We start from the raw sequence: 20,379 nt of genomic DNA, 5'->3' as shown, positions 1-20,379 counted from the left end.
GGTGAAGGAGCGGAGGTGTGGCGCTTCCGCACCCGTCGAGCGCGTACCTCCGAGGTGTACCCGCCCGGGCGGGCGGGGACACGGCGTGCGGGGCGGGAGCCGGCGGCAGGTCGTCACCAACGGCCGATCTCGACGTTCTCCAGGACGCCGAGCGCGTCCGGCACCAGGACCGCGGCCGAGTAGTAGGCCGTGACCAGGTACTTGATGATGGCCTGTTCGTTGATGCCCATGAACCGCACGGACAGACTCGGCTCGATCTCGTCGGGGATGCCGGCGGCCCGCAGTCCGATGACGCCCTGCTCCTCCTCACCGGTACGCAGGGCGATGATGGAGGTCGTCCGGGCCTCGGTCACCGGGATCTTGTTGCACGGGAAGATCGGCACCCCCCGCCAGGTGGGGATGCGGTTGCCGCCCATGTCGATGGTCTCGGGGACGAGTCCCCGCTTGTTGAGCTCGCGGCCGAACGCGGCGATCGCGCGCGGGTGGGCGAGCAGCAGCCTGGTCCCGCGCCGCCTGCTGAGCAGTTCGTCCATGTCGTCGGGGCTCGGCACGCCGTTGTGCGGCTGGATCCGCTGGTCGTACTCGCAGTTGTGGAGCAGGCCGAAGTCGCGGTTGTTGACGAGTTCGTGCTCCTGGCGCTCCTTCAGTGCCTCGACGGTCAGCCGGATCTGCTGCTCCGTCTGGTTCATGGGCTGGTTGTAGAGGTCGGCCACGCGGGTGTGGATGCGCAGCACGGTCTGGGCGACGCTGAGTTCGTACTCGCGCGGCCTGGCCTCGTAGTCGACGAAGGTGTGCGGGATGTCCGGCTCTCCGCTGTGACCGGCCGAGAGGTCGATCTCCTTCTCGCCGTATTTGTTGGTGCGCTGCCCGGGGACCGTGAGCCGCCGGCTGAGGTGTTCGCGCAGGGTGTCCGACCGCTCGGCGACCTGTTCGACGGCCTCGCGCGGCAGCACGAGCACGGTGCAGGCGGTGAGGGCGCGGGCGGTGTACTCCCAGATGGCGTCCTCGCCCAGCAGCGCCTGTTCGCCGAAGTAGGCGCCGTCGGCGAGGACTCCGAGGGACTCGTCGTCGCCGTAGGGGCCGGTGCCGACCCGCTCCACCCTGCCGTGCGCCAGCAGGTACACCTCGTCGGCCGGGCTGCCGAAGGAGGCGATGACCTGACCGGCCTCGATCTCCTGCTGCCGGCAGCGGGCGGCCAGCTCGGTCAGCACCTCCTCGTCCTCGTACGACCGCAGCACCGGAAGCTCGCCCAGCTCCGCGGGGATGATCTCGACGCGGTCGCCGGTCTTCACGAACGTGATCCGGCCATCACCCACGGCGTACGTCAGCCGCCGGTTGACACGGTATGTACCGCCCTGCACGTCGGCCCAGGGCAGCATGCGCAGCAGCCAGCGTGAGCTGATCTCCTGCATCTGCGGCACGGACTTGGTCGTGGTGGCCAGGTTCCGCGCGGCCGCCGTACCGAGGCTCTGCTGCTGCCTGGCCTGCTCCGTGCGGACCTCTTCGCCTACCGACATAGAGAATTGCCCTCCCCAATGGTGATCCCGCACCCGGCCGCGCCGGGCGTGGCATTGCGCGATCAAGCCTTCCTTACGCAGCGTGCGCGCACCATTACCCGATCGAGCGGGATTGGATCTTGGGAGGACTGGGCAGGCATGAGCACTCGTTCGACGGCACCGTACCGGAAGGAAATTGTCCGGATCGGCTCGCACAGGAGACGGACGAGTAGTTGAACTCGCTCCTTTTAGGTATAGGCCCGGTAGCGAGCGGTTGCGAAGGGCGGCCGCCGCCCGGCACGAAGGAGGGCGGTCATGGCCCCACCCATGTCCGCGAGCGCGTTCCTGCGCGCTCTGAAGGCGGAAGGTCTCACGGTCGTCGAGGTCGGCGACTGGCGCGACCACAACCGCAACCACAAGGGCCCCTGGGGCCCGGTGCACGGCGTGATGATCCACCACACCGTGACCAAGGGCAGCGCCCGCACGGTCGACATCTGCCGCAAGGGCTACGAGGGTCTGCCCGGGCCCCTGTGCCACGGCGTCATCACCAAGGACGGCCGGGTCCACCTCGTCGGCTACGGCAGGGCCAACCACGCCGGGCTCGGCGACGACGACGTGCTCCGCGCGGTGATCGCCGAAAGGGAGCTGCCGAAGGACAACGAGGCGAACACCGACGGCAACCGGCACTTCTACGGCTTCGAGTGCGAGAACCTCGGCGACGGCGAGGACCCCTGGCCGGCGGCCCAGCTGGAGGCCATCGAGAGGGCCGCGGCCGCCGTGTGCCGTCATCACGGCTGGAACGAACGGTCGGTGATCGGGCACAGGGAGTGGCAGCCGGGGAAGGTGGACCCGCGCGGGTTCACGATGGGCTCGATGAGGAAACGGATCGGCGACCGGCTGAAGTGACGTGCGGGCGCACGGGCGCGACGGCGCACGGCCTGGCTGGCGACAACCCGTTGGAACCTGTCGCTCGCTCCCCTGGGGCCCGTGGCGGCCCGCTCCTAGCGTGGTGAAACGTCCCTGACGGTCCCAGGAAAAGGCCTCGCCATGCAGTACGTCGCCCCGGTCGGCATCGGTGTCCTCTACGCCCTGCTGATGTCCCTCGTCCGTGAACCGCACCGGCGGCGCCTGAACGCCCTCATGGTCGCCGGTGCGGGCGCCGCCTACCTCAGCGGCGGCGGGCTGGGCGGCTGGGAGTTCGCCTTCACGGCGCTGGTCACCTATGTCGCGTTCCGCGGCCTGGACTCCTGGACGTTCATCGGCGTCGGCTGGCTGCTGCACACCGCGTGGGACGTCGTCCACCACATCAAGGGCAACCCCATCATCCCGTTCGCCCACACGTCGTCCCTGGGCTGCGCGATCTGCGACCCGGTGATCGCGCTGTGGTGCCTGCGGGGCGGCCCCTCCCTGATCGACGTGCTCCGCGACCGCGGCGGCAGGCGCCGCCGAGGCCGCGAGGAGCCGCAGGCGACAATGGCCCGGTGACCGGCTCCGACGACCCCGACCCCCGCGACGCCCTCGCGGGCCTGCGCCCACGGCTGCCCTCCCCGCTGCGGGAGGTCACGGACCAGCGGTTCGAGCGGCACGGGGTGCGGCTCCTGCTGAAGCGGGACGATCTGATCCACCCCGAACTGGTCGGCAACAAGTGGCGCAAGCTCGCGCCGAACCTCGACGAGGCGGCCGGACGGACCGTGCTCACCTTCGGCGGCGCGTACTCCAACCACCTGCGCGCCACGGCCGCCGCCGGCCGGCTGCTCGGCCTGCGCACGGTCGGCGTGGTGCGCGGGCAGGAACTCGCCGGCCGCCCCCTCAATCCCTCGCTGGCCCGGTGCGCGGCCGACGGGATGCGGCTGCACTTCGTCGACCGGTCGACGTACCGCCGCAAGACCGAGCCGGAGACCCTGGCGGCCGTGCTCCGCGCGGCGGACGCCGAGGACGCGTACGTCGTGCCCGAGGGCGGCAGCAACCCCGCCGCCGTGCGCGGCTGCCGGGCGCTCGGGGAGGAGCTGGCCGGCCGGGCGGACGTGGCGGCGGTGGCCTGCGGCACCGGCGGCACGCTGGCCGGACTGGCCGCCGGGCTCGGCGACGGGACGCGCGCACTGGGCATACCCGTGCTCAAGGGCGGCTTCCTGACCGATGACATACGGGCCCTGCAGAGCGAGGCGTTCGACGGCCCGCGCGGCGACTGGAGCCTCGACGACCGCTTCCACTTCGGCGGCTACGCCCGTGTCCCCCCGGAACTCGACGCGTTCGCCGAGGACTTCGAGCACCGCCACGGCATCCCGGTCGAACGTCTCTATGTCGCCAAGTTGCTTTACGCCCTTGTCGCCCTGGCGGAGGAGGACGCGTTCCCGCGCGGGAGCACGGTCGCCGCGGTGATCACCGGACGGCCCTTCCTCTAGGGCCGGTCCGGCGGATCATGCCGGAGACGCGCAGTCCGGCACGTCCGTCTGCGGCGCGCCGGACCCCACTCACCTGGGCCGCAAGGCGCCGCCGGTTCCCTCCGGCTCGATCCGCCGGACGGGCCCCAGGCGGCTAGGTCGTCTCCCGGAACGCCGCCGCCTCCTCCAGGTCCAGTCGGCGCAGCAGCGTGCGCAGCATCTCGTCGTCGATGTAACGGCCGTCGCGCAGTCGGACGAACACCTCGCGCTCCGCGCTGATCATCTCCCGTGACAGCCTCCGGTAGGTGTCGTCCACCGACTCCCCGGTGACCGGGTTGACCTGCCCGAGCCGTTCCCAGACGGCGTTGCGGCGGCGCTCCAGGACGGTGCGCAGACGTTCGGCGAGCGGTGCGGGCAGGGCGTTGCGCTCGTCGGCGAGGAGCTCGTCCAGGCGCTGCTCGGCGATCCGGGAGGCCTGCGCCTGGGCGTTGGCCTCGGCCAGGGTCTCGGCCTGCGCGTCGCGTCCGGGGAGCTTGAGCACCCGGATCAGCGGGGGCAGCGTCAGCCCTTGCACGACCAGGGTGCCGATGACGGTGGTGAAGGTCAGGAAGAGCAGCAGGTTGCGCTGCGGGAAGTCCTCGCCCTCGGCGGCGACCGGGATCGAGAAGGCGATGGCCAGCGAGACCACGCCCCGCATTCCGGCCCAGGCGATGACGAACGGCGCCTTCCAGCCGGGGCTCCCCTCGCGTTCCCTGATCTTCGCCGACAGCATCGGCGGCAGCCAGGTCGCCGGGTACACCCAGAGGAACCGGATCACGACAACCACCACGAAGACGGCGACCGCGTACCAGGCGGCGTCGACGCCCTCGTACTCGCCGAGTCCTCTCAGGACGACGGGCAGTTGCAGTCCGATCAGCGCGAACACCGCGGACTCCAGGACGAACGCGACCATCTTCCACACCGCGTCCTCCTGGAGGCGGGTGGCGAAGTCGACCTCCCACGCGCGGTGCCCCAGGTAGAGGGCGACGACCACCACGGCGATGACTCCGGAGGCGTGCACCTGCTCGGCGGCGGCGTAGGCGACGAACGGGATCAGCAGGGAGAGCGTGTTCTGCAGCAGCGCCTCCTTCACGTGGGTGCGCAGCCAGTGCAGCGGTGCCATCAGCACCAGGCCGACCGCCAGCCCGCCGACCGCGGCGAGCAGGAACTCGCCGACTCCCCCGGCCCAGGTGGCGCCCTCGCCGACCGCGGCCGCCACGGCCACCCGGAACGCGGTGATCGCGGTGGCGTCGTTCAGCAGGGACTCGCCCTGGAGGATGGTGGTGATCCGGGACGGCAGGCCCACCCGGCGTGCCACCGCCGTCGCCGCGACCGCGTCCGGCGGAGCCACCACGGCGCCGAACACCAGCGCCGCGGTCAGCGGCAGGCCCGGCACGATCAGGTACAGGAGCCAGCCGACGGCGAACGTCGCGAACAGCACGTACCCCACCGACAGCAGCGCCACCGGCCGCAGTTGCGCCCGCAGGTCGAGGTAGGAGCTGTCGGTGGCCGCCGTGTGCAGCAGCGGGGGCAGGATGAGCGGCAGGACGATGTGCGGATCGAGCGTGTACTCGGGCACGCCGGGGAGGTAGCTGACCGCCAGTCCGGCGGCGACCAGCAGCAGCGGTGGCGGCACCGGGGTGCGCCGGGCGGCCGCGGCGATCGCGGCGCTGCCCGCCACCAGCAACAGCAGCGGCATCACATCCATGTCCGGCCCACCCTCGTTTTTCCGCGCGGCTCCCCGCGCGGGCGTCGTAATCTGGCAATCATGAAACAGTGCACGCACGCCGACGCGCTGCCGCATCCGGAACCCGTCCCGCTCGGTGAGACGTGTCCGGAGTGCCTGCGGGACGGCACTGATCCGGTGCAGCTGCGCCTCTGCCTCACCTGCGGCCACGTCGGGTGCTGCGACTCCTCGCCGAACCGGCACGCCACGGAACACCACAGGGAAACCGGCCACCCCGTGATGCGGACCCATGAGCCCGGCGAGGACTGGCGCTGGTGCTTCGTGGACCACGTACTGGTGTGACCCGGAGTGACCCCGGTGCCGGACGGTTCGACCGTCTGACGTCTGGGTACGTCAATGCGGCGCGCGCTCTTCCCATTTGGGAGCCGCAGACCCCTAGCCACGGAGCGTATTCATAGTTTTACTATGAGTGACAGCATACGGGTCGGGGTCCCGGGGACAGGACCGTCGAGAGCGCGATAGCGTCACCGCTGAACCACGTAGCGCGTTACCCGGGGGCGAACCAGGCCCTGAAACGCTTGTACCACCTTGGAGGTGAGGGTGTCCCAGATCGCAGGCGAGCCCGCGACCCAGGACTTCGTGGAAGTCCGGCTGCCGGCCGCGGGGGCCTACCTGTCGGTGCTGCGTACGGCCACGGCCGGCCTCGCGGCCCGTTTGGACTTCACCCTCGACGAGATCGAGGACCTGCGCATCGCGGTCGACGAGGCCTGCGCGATCCTGCTCCAGCAGGCCGTGCCGGGTTCGGTGCTCAGCTGTGTCTTCCGGCTCGTCGACGACTCGCTCGAGGTGACCGTCTCGGCGCCGACCACGGACGGTCACGCCCCTTCGCGGGACACCTTCGCCTGGACCGTCCTGTCCGCGCTCGCGGGCAAGGTCTCCTCCGCCGTGGACGAGGACAAGACCGTGTCGATCAGCCTCTACAAACAGCGCGGCGCGGGACCCGGGCCGGCGTGAGGAGCGAGGACGGGCCGGTGCGGGACGAAGAACGCGGCACACGGGAGCTGCCGGCCGAGCGCGTGCCGGACGGCATCGACGGCATCCCCGAGCAGGCCCGGCCGCATCCGGAGGACGACTCCACGGAGACCGTCGCCCCGGGCGGCGGGCAGTCCGGCGGTGCCGCGCGGGGCACGCCCGCGGCCGGGCCGGCCGGGGTCGCTCCGGGCCAGGGGGGCGCCCCCGCCAGGGCCAGGCCGGCAGCGGGGGACGAGGCGAGCGCTCGGGGAAGGGCGACGGGCGGGACGATGAGCGAGCACGAGCGACACGCCGAGGACGAGGCGCCGCGGGCGCCCGCCGCCCGGGGCGCGCGGAGCACCCCCGGTGCTCCGGGCACCCAGGGCGGGCACGCGCACCACAACCCGCAGGACCGCAGCGGGGCGCGCGCCATGTTCCTCGAGCTGCGCACGCTGCAGGACGGCACTCCCGAGTACGCGGAGCTGCGCAACCGCCTGGTGCGCATGCATCTGCCGCTCGTCGAGCACCTCGCGCGCCGCTTCCGCAACCGCGGTGAGCCGCTGGACGACCTCACCCAGGTCGCCACCATCGGGCTGATCAAGTCGGTCGACCGCTTCGACCCCGACCGGGGCGTGGAGTTCTCGACGTACGCGACCCCGACGGTCGTCGGCGAGATCAAGCGGCACTTCCGCGACAAGGGCTGGGCGGTGCGCGTGCCGCGCCGGCTGCAGGAGCTGCGGCTGGCGCTCACCACGGCCACGGCGGAGCTGTCCCAGCTCCACGGCCGCTCCCCCACGGTGCACGAGCTGGCCGAGAAGCTGGCCATCTCCGAGGAGGAGGTCCTGGAGGGCCTGGAGTCCGCGAACGCGTACTCCACGCTGTCCCTGGACGTCCCCGACACCGACGACGAGTCCCCGGCGGTCGCCGACACCCTCGGTGCCGAGGACGAGGCGCTGGAGGGCGTGGAGTACCGGGAGTCGCTCAAGCCGCTGCTGGAGGACCTTCCGCCGCGCGAGAAGCGGATCCTGCTGCTGCGCTTCTTCGGCAACATGACCCAGTCGCAGATCGCGCAGGAGGTCGGCATCTCGCAGATGCACGTCTCCCGGCTGCTGGCCCGCACCCTGGCCCAGCTCCGGGAGAAGCTGCTCGTGGAGGAGTGACCCGCTGCGGGCGCCGGGGCGCCGGGGCCTGCCCACCGGATCAGGCCGGCCCCAGGTGACGGCGCCTCGCAGCCGGGCCGAGCGGGGGCTGTGGGGCTCCCTCCCGCGCATGGGGTCCCCCCGCTCGAGCGAAGCCGAGAGTGGGGAGCAGTCGAGCGTGAGGAAGTCGGCACCCGACGACAACGCCGCTGGGGTCCCTCTCCGGGAGGGTGCGCGCCGGATCCCGCGACCCCGGCAGGGTCCGGGAGCGGGCGCTACTTCTCGGCGTTCCCGGGCCCCCGGATGCCGAGGGCCTGGGTCGTCTCGGGGTTGACCAGCAGGACGAGCGCGGTGCCGGCCACGACGGCGAGCGCGATTCCGGCGGGGATGGCCACGCTGTCGGAGCGCAGCAGGTTGTAGGCCACCGGCAGCGCGATGATCTGCGTGATGACGGCGGGGCCGCGGCTCCAGCTCCGCCGGGCGAACAGTCCCCGCGCGGCGAGCAGCGGGAGCAGCGCGAGCACGATCAGCGTCACCCCGCCGGTGATCGCCTGTTGACGGTCGTCCGGTTCGCCGGTGAGGGCGAGGACCGACATCCACACCCCGCCGGCCACCAGCGCGAGCCCCTCCAGGGCGGCCAGCGCCGCGGCGTACGTCAGACGGCGCGGGCGGGGGCCGGTGGCGTCCGGGGTGGTGGTGGGGGTCTGCTCGCTGCTCACCCCTGAAGGGTAGCCCTCGCCGTGCGCGCCCCCGTGTCGAGGTTCACGCCCCGTCTCCCCCTCCGCCCCCGACTCGGTCTGGGCCCGGTACCGCTCAGTAGGTACCCTGCACGTCATGCGTGCACTTCTCGTGGTCAACCCGGCGGCAACCACCACCAGTGCGCGCACGCGCGATGTGCTGATCCACGCGCTCGCCAGCGAGATGAAGCTGGAGGCGGTCACCACCGAGTACCGCGGGCACGCGCGCGACCTCGGCCGGCAGGCCGCGCAGAGCGACGACATCGACCTGGTGGTGGCCCTCGGCGGGGACGGCACGGTCAACGAGGTCGTCAACGGTCTGCTGCACGCGGGGCCCGACCCGGAGCACCTGCCCGGTCTCGCCGTGGTCCCCGGCGGCTCCACCAATGTCTTCGCCCGCGCGCTGGGCCTGCCGAACCAGCCCGTGGAGGCCACCGGCGTCCTGCTGGACGCGCTGCGCGAGGGCCGCGAGCGCACCGTCGGCCTGGGTCTGACCTCGGGCACGCCGGGCTCGGACGACGAGGCCGTACCGGCCCGCTGGTTCACCTTCAACGCGGGGCTGGGCTTCGACGCCGGCGTGGTCGGCCGGGTGGAGCAGCAGCGGGAGCGCGGCAGGAAGTCGACCCACGCGCTGTACATGCGCCAGGTGGTCCGTCAGCTCCTCGGCGAGCCGCACCGGCGGCGCGGGGTGATCACCCTGGAGCACCCGGGCGAGGAACCGGTCACCGATCTGGTGCTCTCCATAGTCTCGAACACCTCGCCGTGGACGTTTCTCGGCAATCGCCCGATCTACGCGTCACCTAAGGCCTCGTTCGATACGGGCCTCGATCTCTTCGGTCTGAGCCGGCTGTCCACCGCCGCGGTTGCCCGGTATGGCACCCAGTTGCTCACTTCGTCCCCGGAGCGCGGCCCCCGCGGCAGGCATGCGGTCTCCCGGCACGATCTGACGCGCTTCACCTTGCATTCGAAGGTGCCGCTGCCCCTCCAGATGGACGGTGACCACCTGGGGCTACGAACCAGCGTGACGTTCACAGGCGTACGCCGTGCACTGCGTGTGATTGTGTGAGCAGAAAGGGCCAAAGTCCTTTCAGTCGAACGTTTAGGCCAGGATCCACCCCATGGAAGTACGGCTGTGACCTAGTCGACACCGAAGAATCAAAAAAAACTTTCCGGAAGGGGTTGTATCCGTCGCCGAGGTTTGCGAGTCTCTTCTTGGCGATCGGGACGGCCCGCAACACCGGCCTCCACAGATCACCGGAACCCCTCTTCAAATCCAAGGACCCAACGCCGGGGAACCTGGCGGTCGGCCCTTCCCTTGTCGGGGGATTCGTGAAAGCGTTCACATTCACAAGCAATCGCATTACATACCCAGGAGAGGTAGCAGCCATGGACTGGCGTCACAACGCCGTTTGCCGCGAGGAAGACCCCGAGCTCTTCTTCCCCATCGGCAACACCGGTCCTGCGCTGCTGCAGATCGAGGAAGCCAAGGCCGTCTGCCGTCGCTGCCCGGTGATCGAGAGCTGCCTGCAGTGGGCACTCGAGTCCGGTCAGGACAGCGGCGTCTGGGGTGGTCTCAGCGAGGACGAGCGTCGCGCGATGAAGCGCCGTGCCGCCCGCAACCGGGCCCGTCAGGCCTCCGCCTGACAACCCACCCCTGCTGACAGCCTGAGCTTGGCGGCGCGTACGGCGCGTACGCATCTCCCGCCCCCGAGCCGCAGCGCGCAGTTGAGCAAGAGCCCCGGCCGCTTTCAGCGGTCCGGGGCTCTTTGCCGTCCGTACACGTCCGTGCAGGTCCGCGCCGCCCGCGCCCGTCCGCTCCCGTTACTTGTCCGACTGCACCGGGATGTCCAGGATCACCCTGGTCCCCCGCTCCGGCGCCGGCACCATGTCGAAGGTGCCGCCCAACTCGCCCTCCACCAGGGTCCGTACGATCTGCAGACCGAGGTTGCCCGCGGTGTGCGGGTCGAAGCCCTCGGGCAGGCCCACGCCGTCGTCCTGCACGGTGACCAGCAGACGGGTCTCCTTCGTGGTGCCGCCGCGCACCGCCGACACCTCCACGGTGCCGGTCTCGCCCTCGCAGAAGCCGTGCTCCAGGGCGTTCTGCAGCACCTCGGTCAGCACCATCGACAGCGGGGTGGCGACCTCGGCGTCGAGTATGCCGAAGCGGCCCGTGCGCCGGCCGGTGACCTTGCCCGGGGAGATCTCGGCGACCATCGCGAGGACGCGGTCGGCGATCTCGTCGAACTCCACCCGCTCGTCCAGGTTCTGGGACAGCGTCTCGTGCACGATCGCGATGGATCCCACCCGGCGCACCGCCTCCTCCAGGGCCGCACGGCCGCGCTCGGACCCGATGCGCCGTGCCTGGAGGCGCAGCAGCGCCGCCACCGTCTGGAGGTTGTTCTTCACCCGGTGGTGGATCTCCCGGATGGTCGCGTCCTTGGTGATCAACTCGCGTTCGCGGCGGCGAAGTTCCGTGACGTCACGGAGCAGCACCAGCGAACCGATGCGCGTCCCCTTCGGTTTGAGCGGGATCGCCCGGAACTGGATCACCCCGTCGTGCGCCTCGATCTCGAACTCGCGCGGCGCCCAGCCGCTGGCGACCTTGGCCAGCGCCTCGTCCACAGGACCGCGGGAGGGGGCCAGTTCGGCGGTGGTCCGTCCGAGGTGATGACCCACCAGGTCGGCGGCGAGACCCATGCGGTGGTACGCGGACAGGGCGTTCGGGGAGGCGTACTGGACGATGCCGTCGGCGTCGAGCCGGATCAGCCCGTCGCCGACGCGGGGCGAGGCGTCCATCTCGAGCTGCTGGTTCGCGAACGGGAAGGAGCCGGCCGCGATCATCTGCGCGAGGTCCGAGGCGCTCTGGAGGTAGGTGAGCTCCAGCCGGCTCGGGGTGCGCACGGTGAGCAGGTTGGTGTTGCGCGCGATGACCCCGAGGACGCGCCCCTCACGCCGTACGGGGATGGACTCGACCCGTACGGGAACCTCCTCGCGCCACTCCGGGTCCCCCTCGCGCACGATCCGGCCCTCGTCCAGGGCCGCGTCCAGCATGGGGCGGCGTCCGCGCGGGACGAGGTGGCCGACCATGTCGTCCTGGTAGGAGGTCGGGCCGGTGTTGGGCCGCATCTGGGCGACGGAGACATAGCGGGTGCCGTCGCGGGTGGGGACCCACAGGACCAGGTCGGCGAAGGAGAGGTCGGAGAGCAGCTGCCACTCCGAGACCAGCAGATGGAGCCACTCGAGATCGGTGTCGTCGAGGGCGGTGTGCTGGCGTACGAGTTCGTTCATGGAGGGCACGTCAGCGAGCGTACCCGGCGGTCTGCGGGGCCGCGGAGCACCCGCGGGCCGCGGCGCCTGAGAGGGACCCTCAACCCTCCCGGCACCGCAGCCCGGAGCAACATCGGCCGTGGGGTGTGCGGTCCCGGTCGGCCGAGGGATGAGGAGCCGGGGCAGTCAGGGCAGAGAGCTCCGGTTCCTCGGTTCCGCCTTCCTGTGCGGGGAAGGCAGGCTTGGTGTGCCCTGCTACGCATTGTGGACTAGACCACTGTCCCTGTAAATGCGTCGGACCAATCGCGTCGGACGCCGTTCATCTCATCGGTGCCGCACGGGCGTCCGTCACGCAGCCTAACCCGTGGGGTTCCCGCACGGGGCCGGTCGGACATGGCAATTTCGGCGCGCGGCCACCGCACCCGCTCTGTTAGATTGAGATTGGTCTAAACCACATTGCACCACCTTACGGATCCGTGCTCGCGGATCCGGTCCCAGTCGAGTCCTCCTCAAGATCGGCAGGCCCACCGTGGAAGTTGTCATCGTTGCGGACGCCAAGGCGGGCGGCGAGCTCATCGCCGGGGCCATGGCACAGCTCCTGCGACGCAAGCCCGACGCCCTGCTGGGCGTGGCGACCGGTTCGACGCCGCTGCCCGTCTACCAGGCGCTGGCGGCCCAGGTGGACTCCGGCGCGGTGGACACCTCCCGGGCCCGGATCGCCCAGCTCGACGAGTACGTGGGACTGCCCGCCGACCACCCCGAGTCCTACCGCTCGGTGCTGCGGCGCGAGGTGCTGGAGCCGCTCGGGATCGGGATGGACGCCTTCATGGGCCCCGACGGCACCGCCGAGGACGTGCAGGGCGCGTGCGAGGCGTACGACAGGGAGCTGGCCGGGGCCGGCGGCGTGGACCTCCAGCTCCTCGGGATCGGCACGGACGGGCACATCGGGTTCAACGAACCGTGCTCCTCGCTCGCCTCCCGCACCCGGATCAAGACGTTGACCGAGCAGACCCGGGTGGACAACGCCCGCTTCTTCGACGGCGACATCGACCAGGTCCCGCACCACGTCATCACCCAGGGCATCGGCACCATCCTGGAGGCCCGCCACCTGGTCCTGCTCGCCACCGGCGAGGGCAAGGCGGACGCGGTCGCCGCGACCGTCGAGGGGCCGGTGGCGGCGGTGTGCCCGGCGTCCGCGCTCCAGCTGCACCCGCACGCCACGGTGGTAGTCGACGAGGCCGCCGCCGCCAAGCTGAAGCTCGCCGACTACTTCCGGCACACCTACGCCAACAAGCCGGAGTGGCAGGGGATCTGACCGCCCTCCGTGGTCTGGACCAGCCCCCGCCCCAGGGGTATACAAAGGGGATCACGGAGCGTGCGGGGCACACCCCCGCCCCGAGCCGTGCCACGATGTCAGCCGCGGCCGATGGGGATGTCGGTCGTTTCGGCACCCGGAGCCGGGAAGGCAGAGCATGAGCACCGACGTCAGCAGTGCGGAGAACGAGGGTGGGACCACGGTCCGTACCGCGCGTGTGCCCAAGTACTACCGGCTGAAGAAGCACCTGCTCGACATGACCGAGACGGCGCCGCCCGGCACTCCGGTCCCGCCCGAGCGCACCCTGGCGGCGGAGTTCGACACCTCGCGCACCACCGTGCGCCAGGCGCTCTCGGAGCTGGTCGTCGAGGGGCGCCTCGAACGCATCCAGGGCAAGGGGACCTTCGTCGCCAAGCCCAAGGTCTCCCAGGCGCTCCAGCTCACGTCGTACACCGAGGACATGCGCGCCCAGGGCCTGGAGCCCACCTCGCAGCTGCTGGACCTCGGCTACATCACCGCCGACGACCGGCTCGCCGAGCTGCTCGACATCACGGCCGGCGGGCGGGTGCTGCGCATCGAGCGGCTGCGCATGGCCAACGGCGAGCCGATGGCCATCGAGACCACCCACCTGAGCGCCAAGCGCTTCCCCGCGCTGCGCCGCAGCCTGACGAAGTACACCTCCCTCTACACCGCCCTGGCCGAGGTGTACGACGTCCATCTCGCGGAGGCCGAGGAGACCATCGAGACGTCCCTGGCCACCCCGCGCGAGGCCGGCCTGCTCGGCACCGACGTCGGTCTGCCGATGCTGATGCTGTCCCGGCACTCGCGGGACCGGGACGGACAGCCGGTGGAGTGGGTGCGGTCGGTGTACCGGGGCGACCGGTACAAGTTCGTCGCACGCCTGAAGCGCCCCCAGGACTGAACCCGCAGCAGGCCCGCGGCAGACTCGGACCAGGCCCTGAGCGGGCCCTGGGTGGGTCCTGGGTGGTCCTGAGCGGGCCCGCAAAACCCGACGAAGCGGGCGGTTGACAAGGTTTTCGTTGCTGTTGCCTCTCGGTTGAGCGGCGCCTGGGTACCGCTATGCGGACGAGGGGTTACGACCGCGCCGCGCCCTGACCTACATTTCCGCGCATTGACGCCGGTGATCAGTGAGGGGACGGGAACCGTCTGATGTCACAAGCCCCAGAAACCAGCGGAGGGCCGGTGGTGACGCCCATGCGCGTCGTCATCGCCCTCTGTCTCGTCGCACCGTTCGTGGCCATGCTGTGGGTCGGGTCCTACGCGAAGACCGACCCGCTGTTCATCGGCATCCCGTTCTTCTACTGGTACCAGATGCTGTGGGTGCTGGTCTCCACCGTCCTGACGATGATCGCGTACAAGCTCTGGCAGCGTGACCAGCGCGCCCGCTCGGCCGCGAAGGGCGGTGCGTCGCAGTGAACGACGGCGTGAACGGCGTGGCACTCGCCGTCTTCATCTTCTTCTTCCTGCTGGTCACGGCGATGGGCTTCATGGCCGCGCGCTGGCGCAAGGCCGAGAACGAGCACAGCCTCGACGAGTGGGGCCTGGGCGGCCGGTCCTTCGGGACCTGGGTCACCTGGTTCCTGCTCGGCGGCGACCTGTACACCGCGTACACGTTCGTGGCCGTACCGGCGGCGATCTACGCGGCGGGCGCGGCCGGCTTCTTCGCGGTGCCGTACACGATCCTGGTCTACCCGCTGATCTTCACCTTCCTGCCCCGGCTGTGGTCGGTGTCGCACAAACACGGCTACGTCACGACGTCCGACTTCGTGCGCGGCCGGTTCGGCTCGAAGGGGCTGTCGCTGGCCGTCGCGGTCACCGGCATCCTGGCCACGATGCCGTACATCGCGCTCCAGCTGGTCGGCATCCAGGCCGTGCTGGACGTGATGGGCGTCGGCGGCGGCGAGGACACCAACTGGTTCGTCAAGGACCTGCCGCTGCTGATCGCCTTCGGTGTGCTGGCGGCGTACACGTACTCGTCGGGTCTGCGGGCCCCCGCGCTGATCGCGTTCGTCAAGGACACGCTGATCTACATCGTGATCGCGGTGGCGATCATCTACATCCCGATCAAGCTGGGCGGCTTCGACGAGATCTTCGCCTCGGCGAACGACAAGTTCACCGAAGCGGGCGCGGGCGGTCTGGTACCGGCCGGGACGAGCCAGTGGACGTACGCCACGCTGGCACTGGGCTCGGCGCTCGCGCTGTTCATGTACCCGCACTCGATCACCGCGACGCTGTCCTCGCGCAGCCGTGAGGTGATCCGCCGCAACACCACGATCCTGCCGCTGTACTCCCTGATGCTGGGCCTGCTGGCGCTGCTGGGCTTCATGGCGATCGCGGCCGGGGTCAAGGTCAGCAACGGCCAGCTGGCGATCCCGCAGCTGTTCGAGAACATGTTCCCGGACTGGTTCGCGGGCGTGGCCTTCGCGGCGATCGGCATCGGCGCGCTGGTGCCGGCGGCGATCATGTCGATCGCGGCGGCGAACCTCTTCACCCGCAACATCTACAAGGACTTCATCAAGCCGGACGCCACCCCGGCGCAGGAGACCAAGGTCTCCAAGCTGGTGTCCCTGCTGGTGAAGGTGGGCGCGCTGGCCTTCGTCCTGACCATGGACAAGACGGTCGCGATCAACTTCCAGCTCCTCGGCGGCATCTGGATCCTGCAGACCTTCCCGGCGCTGGTGGGCGGCCTGTTCACCCGCTGGTTCCACCGCTGGGCGCTGATCGGCGGCTGGGCGGTCGGCATGGTCTACGGCACGGCCGCCGCGTACGGGGTGGCCTCGCCGACGCAGAAGCACTTCGGCGGGTCGTCGAAGGAGATCCCGGGCATCGGCGAGATCGGCTACATCGGCCTCACCGCGTTCGTGCTCAACGTCCTGGTCACGGTCGTCCTGACCTTCGTCTTCCGGGCCGTCAAGGCCCCCGAGGGCATCGACGAGACCAAGCCGCAGGACTACACGGCGGACGCGGGCGACCCCGGTGTCCAGGTGGAGCTTCCGCCGGCCACGGCGGGCAGTGCGCACTGACGCCGTACACACCGTGAGCGACGGGCCGCCGGAGAAATCCGGCGGCCCGTTGTCGTACCCGTCCGGCACACTCCCCTCATGGACATCGTCATCCGGCCGGTGGAGCCCGGCGAGCACGCGGAACTCGGTGAGATCACCGCGCAGGCCTACCTGCTGGACGGGCTGCTCGACTTCGGGGAGAGCGACGCGTACCTCGGTGAGCTGCGGAACGTGGGGAAGCGGGCAGCCGCCGCCGAGGTGCTGGTCGCCGTGGAGAACGGGGCGGTGCTGGGCGGGGTGACCTTCGTGCCGGGCCCCGGTCCGATGGCCGACATAGCAGGGCCGGGCGAGGCGGAGATCCGGATGCTCGCGGTCGCCCGCGCGGGCCGGGGCCGGGGCGCCGGGGAGGCCCTGGTGCGTGCCTGCGTCGACCGGGCGCGGGCCACCGAGGGCTGCGTACGGATCCTGCTGTCGACCCAGCGCACCATGCACTCCGCCCACCGCATCTACGAGCGGCTGGGATTCACCCGCACCCCCGAGCGCGACTGGGGCCCCCTGCCGGAGCACGCGGACCTCACCCTCCTCACCTACGAGTTGACGCTCTGACACCTCCGCGACACAACATATGGGGTTGTCGGCGACACCCGGCACAAGATGTATGCTCATGCTCGCTGTCGCCGCAGGGGAATCCGGTGCGAATCCGGAACTGTCCCGCAACGGTGTACCCATGCCCGCGTACGCGTGCGCATGGGCGTCAGTCCGAGGACCTGCCGACAGTGCGCCCGGCCGTCCGGTCCGGGTGCCCTGACGTCCGGGCCTCGCGGAATGGGCCGGTGGACGCGACGCCGCGTGCGCTCGTGTACTGCCCCCTGCGCTCTTCGAGGCCCCCGTGCCGAGCGAGGGAGAGCCCCACGTGACCATCGCGCCAGCCGATCCGGCCTCAGCGATCGACGTGCCCGAGGAGAGCGGCGGCCCCGGTGCCGCGCTGCTGCGGACCCTGACCGAGCTGACCGCCGACCTGCCCGACGCCGACCCCGGCCGGGTCGCCGCCGCCGCGCTGCGCGGCCGGTCCGCTTCCGCCGACGCGGCGGAGCTGCGGGAGCTGGCCACCGAGGCGGCGGCCGGGCTCATCTCCGAGGACCCGGCCTACTCCCGGCTCGCCGCCCGGCTGCTGACCATCTCCATCCGCGCCGAGGCCGCCTCGCAGGGCGTCACCTCGTTCACCGGGTCCGTCGCGACCGGGCACCGCGAGGGGCTGATCGCCGACCGGACCGCCGCGTTCGTCCGGCTGCACGCCGCCCGCCTGGACGCGCTGATCGACAGCGGGGCCGACGACCGCTTCGGCTACTTCGGCCTGCGCACCCTGCACAGCCGCTACCTGCTGCGGCACCCGGTCACCCGCAAGGTCGTCGAGACGCCCCAGCACTTCCTGCTGCGGGTCGCCAGCGGTCTCGCCGAGGACGACAGCGCCCGCTCCGTGGACGAGGTCGCCGCGCTGTACGGGCTGATGAGCCGCCTGGACTACCTGCCCTCCTCCCCCACGCTGTTCAACTCCGGCACGCGCCACCCGCAGATGTCGTCCTGCTACCTCCTCGACTCCCCCAAGGACGAGCTGGACTCCATCTACGACCGCTACCACCAGGTCGCCCGCCTCTCGAAGCACGCCGGCGGCATCGGCCTGTCCTACTCCCGCGTCCGCGCCCGGGGTTCGCTGATCCGCGGGACCAACGGGCACTCCAACGGCATCGTCCCGTTCCTGAAGACGCTGGACGCCTCGGTCGCCGCCGTGAACCAGGGCGGCCGGCGCAAGGGCGCCGCGGCGGTCTACCTGGAGACCTGGCACTCCGACATCGAGGAGTTCCTGGAGCTGCGTGACAACACCGGCGAGGACGCCCGCCGTACGCACAACCTGAACCTCGCGCACTGGGTGCCGGACGAGTTCATGCGCCGGGTGAACGCCGACGCGCCCTGGTCGCTGTTCTCGCCGGCGGACGTGCCCGGACTGGTCGACCTGTGGGGCGAGGAGTTCGACGCGGCGTACCGGGCCGCCGAGGCGAAGGGCCTGGCGAGGAAGACCCTCCCGGCCCGCGAGCTGTACGGCCGCATGATGCGCACCCTCGCGCAGACCGGCAACGGCTGGATGACCTTCAAGGACGCCGCCAACCGCACGGCGAACCAGACCGCCGAGCCGGGCCACGTCATCCACTCCTCGAACCTCTGCACGGAGATCCTGGAGGTCACCGACGACGGGGAGACGGCGGTCTGCAACCTGGGATCGGTCAACCTCGGCGCCTTCGTGGACCGGGGGGACATCGACTGGGAGCGCCTCGACGAGACGGTGCGCACCGCCGTGACGTTCCTCGACCGGGTCGTCGACATCAACTTCTATCCGACCGAGCAGGCGGGCCGCTCCAACGCCAAGTGGCGCCCCGTCGGTCTCGGCGCCATGGGCCTGCAGGACGTCTTCTTCAAGCTGCGGCTGCCCTTCGACTCCCCGGAGGCGAAGGCACTGTCCACGAGGATCGCCGAGCGGATCATGCTCGCCGCGTACGAGACCTCCGCCGACCTCGCCGAGCGCAGCGGCCCGCTCCCGGCGTGGGAGAAGACCCGTACCGCCCGGGGCGTGCTGCACCCCGACCACTACGACGCCGAGCTCTCCTGGCCGGAGCGCTGGGCGGCGCTGCGGACGCGGATCGCGGCCACCGGGATGCGCAACTCGCTGCTCCTGGCGATCGCGCCCACCGCCACCATCGCGTCGATCGCGGGCGTGTACGAGTGCATCGAGCCGCAGGTGTCCAACCTGTTCAAGCGCGAGACGCTGTCCGGGGAGTTCCTCCAGGTCAACTCGTACCTGGTGGACGACCTGAAGCGGCTGGGCGTGTGGGACGCGCGGACCCGTGAGGCGCTGCGCGAAGCCAACGGCTCGGTGCAGGACTTCGCGTGGATCCCCGGGGACGTGCGGCGGCTGTACCGCACCGCCTGGGAGATTCCGCAGCGCGGTCTGATCGACATGGCCGCCGCCCGCACCCCGTTCCTGGACCAGGCGCAGTCGCTCAACCTGTTCCTGGAGACGCCGACCATCGGGAAGCTCTCCTCGATGTACGCCTACGCCTGGAAGCAGGGCCTGAAGACCACGTACTACCTGCGCTCCCGCCCGGCGACCCGGATCGCCCGCGCGGCGCGCGCCACCGCCCCCGTCCAGCAGACGGCCGACCCCGAGGCCGTCGCCTGCTCCCTGGAAAACCCCGAGTCCTGCGAGGCCTGCCAGTAATGACCAGCACAACGAAGAACCTGCTCGACCCGGGCTTCGAGCTGACTCTCCGCCCCATGCGCTACCCCGACTTCTACGAGCGCTACCGGGACGCCATCAAGAACACCTGGCACGTGGAGGAGGTCGACCTCCACTCGGACGTCGCCGACCTGGCGAAGCTCAGCCCGGAGGAACAGCACCTGATCGGCCGGCTGGTCGCGTTCTTCGCGACGGGCGACTCGATCGTGGCGAACAACCTGGTGCTGACGCTCTACAAGCACATCAACTCCCCGGAGGCGCGGCTGTACCTGTCGCGGCAGCTCTTCGAGGAGGCGGTGCACGTCCAGTTCTATCTGACGCTCCTTGACACCTATCTGCCCGACCCGGAGGACCGGGCGGCGGCCTTCGCGGCCGTGGAGAACATCCCGTCCATCCGGGAGAAGGCCGAGTTCTGCTTCAAGTGGATGGACTCGGTGGAGCAGATCGACCGGCTGGAGACGCGGGCCGACCGCCGCCGCTTCCTGCTGAACCTCATCTGCTTCGCCGCGTGCATCGAGGGCCTGTTCTTCTACGGGGCGTTCGCCTACGTCTACTGGTTCCGCGGCCGGGGTCTGCTGCACGGGCTGGCGACCGGCACCAACTGGGTGTTCCGGGACGAGACGATGCACATGTCCTTCGCCTTCGACGTGGTCGACACCGTGCGCAAGGAGGAGCCGGAGCTGTTCGACGAGCAGCTCGGGCAGCAGGTCACCGACATGCTGCGCGAGGCGGTCGAGGCGGAACTCCAGTTCGCGCGGGACCTGTGCGGGGACGGGCTGCCGGGCATGAACACCGAGTCGATGCGGCAGTACCTGGAGTGCGTCGCCGACCAGCGGCTGGTCCGGCTGGGCTTCGCGCCGGTGTACGGCTCGGAGAACCCGTTCTCCTTCATGGAGCTCCAGGGCGTCCAGGAGCTGACGAACTTCTTCGAGCGGCGGCCGTCCGCGTACCAGGTCGCCGTGGAAGGCACGGTCGACCTGGACGAGGACTTCTAG

The 20,379-nt window shown here is 70.7% G+C and carries 19 protein-coding genes and 1 riboswitch; of the genes, 15 read left to right on the top strand and 4 right to left on the bottom strand.

Annotated features, from left to right (window positions below; translation table 11 throughout):
• Positions 1–113 precede the first annotated feature (113 nt).
• Positions 114–1,517, bottom strand: a complete 1,404-nt coding sequence (locus AMK33_RS09915; protein WP_073932407.1) for a family 2B encapsulin nanocompartment shell protein — start codon at positions 1,515–1,517, stop codon at positions 114–116.
• A gap of 294 nt (positions 1,518–1,811) precedes the next feature.
• On the opposite strand from AMK33_RS09915, the gene AMK33_RS09910 reads away from it, so the two are divergent.
• The 3 genes from AMK33_RS09910 to AMK33_RS09900 all read left to right on the top strand — a co-directional run bounded on the left by AMK33_RS09910 (position 1,812) and on the right by AMK33_RS09900 (position 3,898).
• On the top strand, positions 1,812–2,402 hold the full coding sequence (locus AMK33_RS09910; RefSeq protein ID WP_201262999.1) for an N-acetylmuramoyl-L-alanine amidase: 591 nt from the start codon (positions 1,812–1,814) through the stop codon (positions 2,400–2,402).
• 141 nt (positions 2,403–2,543) lie between these two features.
• Complete coding sequence (locus AMK33_RS09905; protein ID WP_073932405.1) at positions 2,544–2,981, top strand: DUF6010 family protein; 438 nt, start codon at positions 2,544–2,546, stop codon at positions 2,979–2,981.
• Complete coding sequence (locus tag AMK33_RS09900) at positions 2,978–3,898, top strand: 1-aminocyclopropane-1-carboxylate deaminase/D-cysteine desulfhydrase (RefSeq protein ID WP_073932404.1); 921 nt, start codon at positions 2,978–2,980, stop codon at positions 3,896–3,898. The genes AMK33_RS09905 and AMK33_RS09900 overlap by 4 nt, the downstream gene beginning before the upstream one ends.
• Positions 3,899–4,031: 133 nt before the next feature.
• On the opposite strand, the gene AMK33_RS09895 is transcribed toward AMK33_RS09900, so the two are convergent.
• Positions 4,032–5,624 carry a Na+/H+ antiporter gene (locus tag AMK33_RS09895; protein WP_073932403.1) on the bottom strand — a complete coding sequence of 531 codons (1,593 nt, stop codon included), beginning with the start codon at positions 5,622–5,624 and terminating at the stop codon, positions 4,032–4,034.
• Positions 5,625–5,684: 60 nt separating this feature from the next.
• Between AMK33_RS09895 and AMK33_RS09890 the strand changes: the two genes are divergently transcribed.
• The 3 genes from AMK33_RS09890 (at position 5,685) to AMK33_RS09880 (ending at position 7,774) form a co-directional block, all read left to right on the top strand.
• Positions 5,685–5,945 carry a UBP-type zinc finger domain-containing protein gene (locus AMK33_RS09890; RefSeq protein ID WP_030219872.1) on the top strand — a complete coding sequence of 87 codons (261 nt, stop codon included), beginning with the start codon at positions 5,685–5,687 and terminating at the stop codon, positions 5,943–5,945.
• Positions 5,946–6,203: 258 nt separating this feature from the next.
• Positions 6,204–6,617 carry an anti-sigma regulatory factor gene (locus tag AMK33_RS09885; RefSeq protein WP_004925829.1) on the top strand — a complete coding sequence of 138 codons (414 nt, stop codon included), beginning with the start codon at positions 6,204–6,206 and terminating at the stop codon, positions 6,615–6,617.
• Positions 6,618–6,634: 17 nt separating this feature from the next.
• The gene (locus AMK33_RS09880; protein WP_073932402.1) at positions 6,635–7,774 is read left to right on the top strand and encodes an RNA polymerase sigma factor SigF; all 1,140 of its coding nucleotides are present in this window, start codon (positions 6,635–6,637) and stop codon (positions 7,772–7,774) included.
• A gap of 254 nt (positions 7,775–8,028) precedes the next feature.
• On the opposite strand, the gene AMK33_RS09875 is transcribed toward AMK33_RS09880, so the two are convergent.
• Complete coding sequence (locus AMK33_RS09875) at positions 8,029–8,472, bottom strand: hypothetical protein (RefSeq protein ID WP_073932401.1); 444 nt, start codon at positions 8,470–8,472, stop codon at positions 8,029–8,031.
• A 115-nt stretch (positions 8,473–8,587) separates the two neighbouring features.
• Here AMK33_RS09875 and AMK33_RS09870 point away from each other — a divergent pair, with 115 nt between their 5' ends.
• Both AMK33_RS09870 and AMK33_RS09865 read left to right on the top strand, forming a co-directional pair.
• Entirely contained in the window at positions 8,588–9,556 is a 969-nt protein-coding gene (locus tag AMK33_RS09870; protein WP_073932400.1) for a diacylglycerol/lipid kinase family protein, read from the top strand.
• 320 nt (positions 9,557–9,876) lie between these two features.
• On the top strand, positions 9,877–10,134 hold the full coding sequence (locus AMK33_RS09865; RefSeq protein WP_030219886.1) for a WhiB family transcriptional regulator: 258 nt from the start codon (positions 9,877–9,879) through the stop codon (positions 10,132–10,134).
• Between the two features lie 177 nt (positions 10,135–10,311).
• Here AMK33_RS09865 and AMK33_RS09860 read toward each other — a convergent pair whose 3' ends face one another.
• A complete protein-coding gene (locus tag AMK33_RS09860; RefSeq protein ID WP_073932399.1) occupies positions 10,312–11,787 on the bottom strand; it encodes a sensor histidine kinase in 1,476 nt (491 codons plus the stop codon).
• 499 nt (positions 11,788–12,286) lie between these two features.
• Here AMK33_RS09860 and nagB point away from each other — a divergent pair, with 499 nt between their 5' ends.
• From nagB to AMK33_RS09825, 7 genes are all read left to right on the top strand, one after another.
• Positions 12,287–13,072 (top strand): glucosamine-6-phosphate deaminase, encoded by a 786-nt coding sequence (gene nagB / locus AMK33_RS09855; RefSeq protein WP_073932398.1) that lies wholly within the window; start codon positions 12,287–12,289, stop codon positions 13,070–13,072.
• A gap of 157 nt (positions 13,073–13,229) precedes the next feature.
• Complete coding sequence (locus AMK33_RS09850; protein WP_073932397.1) at positions 13,230–13,994, top strand: GntR family transcriptional regulator; 765 nt, start codon at positions 13,230–13,232, stop codon at positions 13,992–13,994.
• Between the two features lie 248 nt (positions 13,995–14,242).
• The gene (locus AMK33_RS09845) at positions 14,243–14,509 is read left to right on the top strand and encodes a DUF3311 domain-containing protein (RefSeq protein WP_201262998.1); all 267 of its coding nucleotides are present in this window, start codon (positions 14,243–14,245) and stop codon (positions 14,507–14,509) included.
• Complete coding sequence (gene mctP, locus AMK33_RS09840) at positions 14,506–16,116, top strand: monocarboxylate uptake permease MctP (protein WP_073932395.1); 1,611 nt, start codon at positions 14,506–14,508, stop codon at positions 16,114–16,116. Before AMK33_RS09845 ends, mctP begins: the two co-directional genes overlap by 4 nt.
• A gap of 78 nt (positions 16,117–16,194) precedes the next feature.
• Positions 16,195–16,701 carry a GNAT family N-acetyltransferase gene (locus AMK33_RS09835; protein ID WP_073932394.1) on the top strand — a complete coding sequence of 169 codons (507 nt, stop codon included), beginning with the start codon at positions 16,195–16,197 and terminating at the stop codon, positions 16,699–16,701.
• Positions 16,702–16,713: 12 nt separating this feature from the next.
• A riboswitch (cobalamin riboswitch) is annotated at positions 16,714–16,884 on the top strand.
• A 124-nt stretch (positions 16,885–17,008) separates the two neighbouring features.
• Positions 17,009–19,366: a ribonucleoside-diphosphate reductase subunit alpha gene (locus AMK33_RS09830; protein ID WP_073932393.1), complete on the top strand. Its 2,358-nt coding sequence runs from the start codon at positions 17,009–17,011 to the stop codon at positions 19,364–19,366.
• On the top strand, positions 19,366–20,379 hold the full coding sequence (locus tag AMK33_RS09825) for a ribonucleotide-diphosphate reductase subunit beta (RefSeq protein WP_073932392.1): 1,014 nt from the start codon (positions 19,366–19,368) through the stop codon (positions 20,377–20,379). Before AMK33_RS09830 ends, AMK33_RS09825 begins: the two co-directional genes overlap by 1 nt.

This window comes from Streptomyces sp. CB02400 (assembly GCF_001905725.1).
Taxonomy (GTDB): domain Bacteria; phylum Actinomycetota; class Actinomycetes; order Streptomycetales; family Streptomycetaceae; genus Streptomyces; species Streptomyces atrovirens.
The sequence above is the reverse complement of the archived record's forward strand: the minus strand, read 5'-3'. Positions and strand labels throughout refer to the sequence as shown.

Bases quoted from the DNA above. Each gene is read 5' to 3' on its own strand.
- AMK33_RS09870 (WP_073932400.1), top strand. From the start codon at position 8,588: ATGCGTGCACTTCTCGTGGTCAACCCGGCGGCAACCACCACCAGTGCG.
- AMK33_RS09865 (WP_030219886.1), top strand. From the start codon at position 9,877: ATGGACTGGCGTCACAACGCCGTTTGCCGCGAGGAAGACCCCGAGCTC.
- AMK33_RS09845 (WP_201262998.1), top strand. From the start codon at position 14,243: ATGTCACAAGCCCCAGAAACCAGCGGAGGGCCGGTGGTGACGCCCATG.
- AMK33_RS09910 (WP_201262999.1), top strand. From the start codon at position 1,812: ATGGCCCCACCCATGTCCGCGAGCGCGTTCCTGCGCGCTCTGAAGGCG.
- AMK33_RS09890 (WP_030219872.1), top strand. From the start codon at position 5,685: ATGAAACAGTGCACGCACGCCGACGCGCTGCCGCATCCGGAACCCGTC.
- AMK33_RS09905 (WP_073932405.1), top strand. From the start codon at position 2,544: ATGCAGTACGTCGCCCCGGTCGGCATCGGTGTCCTCTACGCCCTGCTG.
- AMK33_RS09850 (WP_073932397.1), top strand. From the start codon at position 13,230: ATGAGCACCGACGTCAGCAGTGCGGAGAACGAGGGTGGGACCACGGTC.
- AMK33_RS09825 (WP_073932392.1), top strand. From the start codon at position 19,366: ATGACCAGCACAACGAAGAACCTGCTCGACCCGGGCTTCGAGCTGACT.
- AMK33_RS09895 (WP_073932403.1), bottom strand. From the start codon at position 5,624: ATGGATGTGATGCCGCTGCTGTTGCTGGTGGCGGGCAGCGCCGCGATC.
- AMK33_RS09915 (WP_073932407.1), bottom strand. From the start codon at position 1,517: ATGTCGGTAGGCGAAGAGGTCCGCACGGAGCAGGCCAGGCAGCAGCAG.
- AMK33_RS09835 (WP_073932394.1), top strand. From the start codon at position 16,195: ATGGACATCGTCATCCGGCCGGTGGAGCCCGGCGAGCACGCGGAACTC.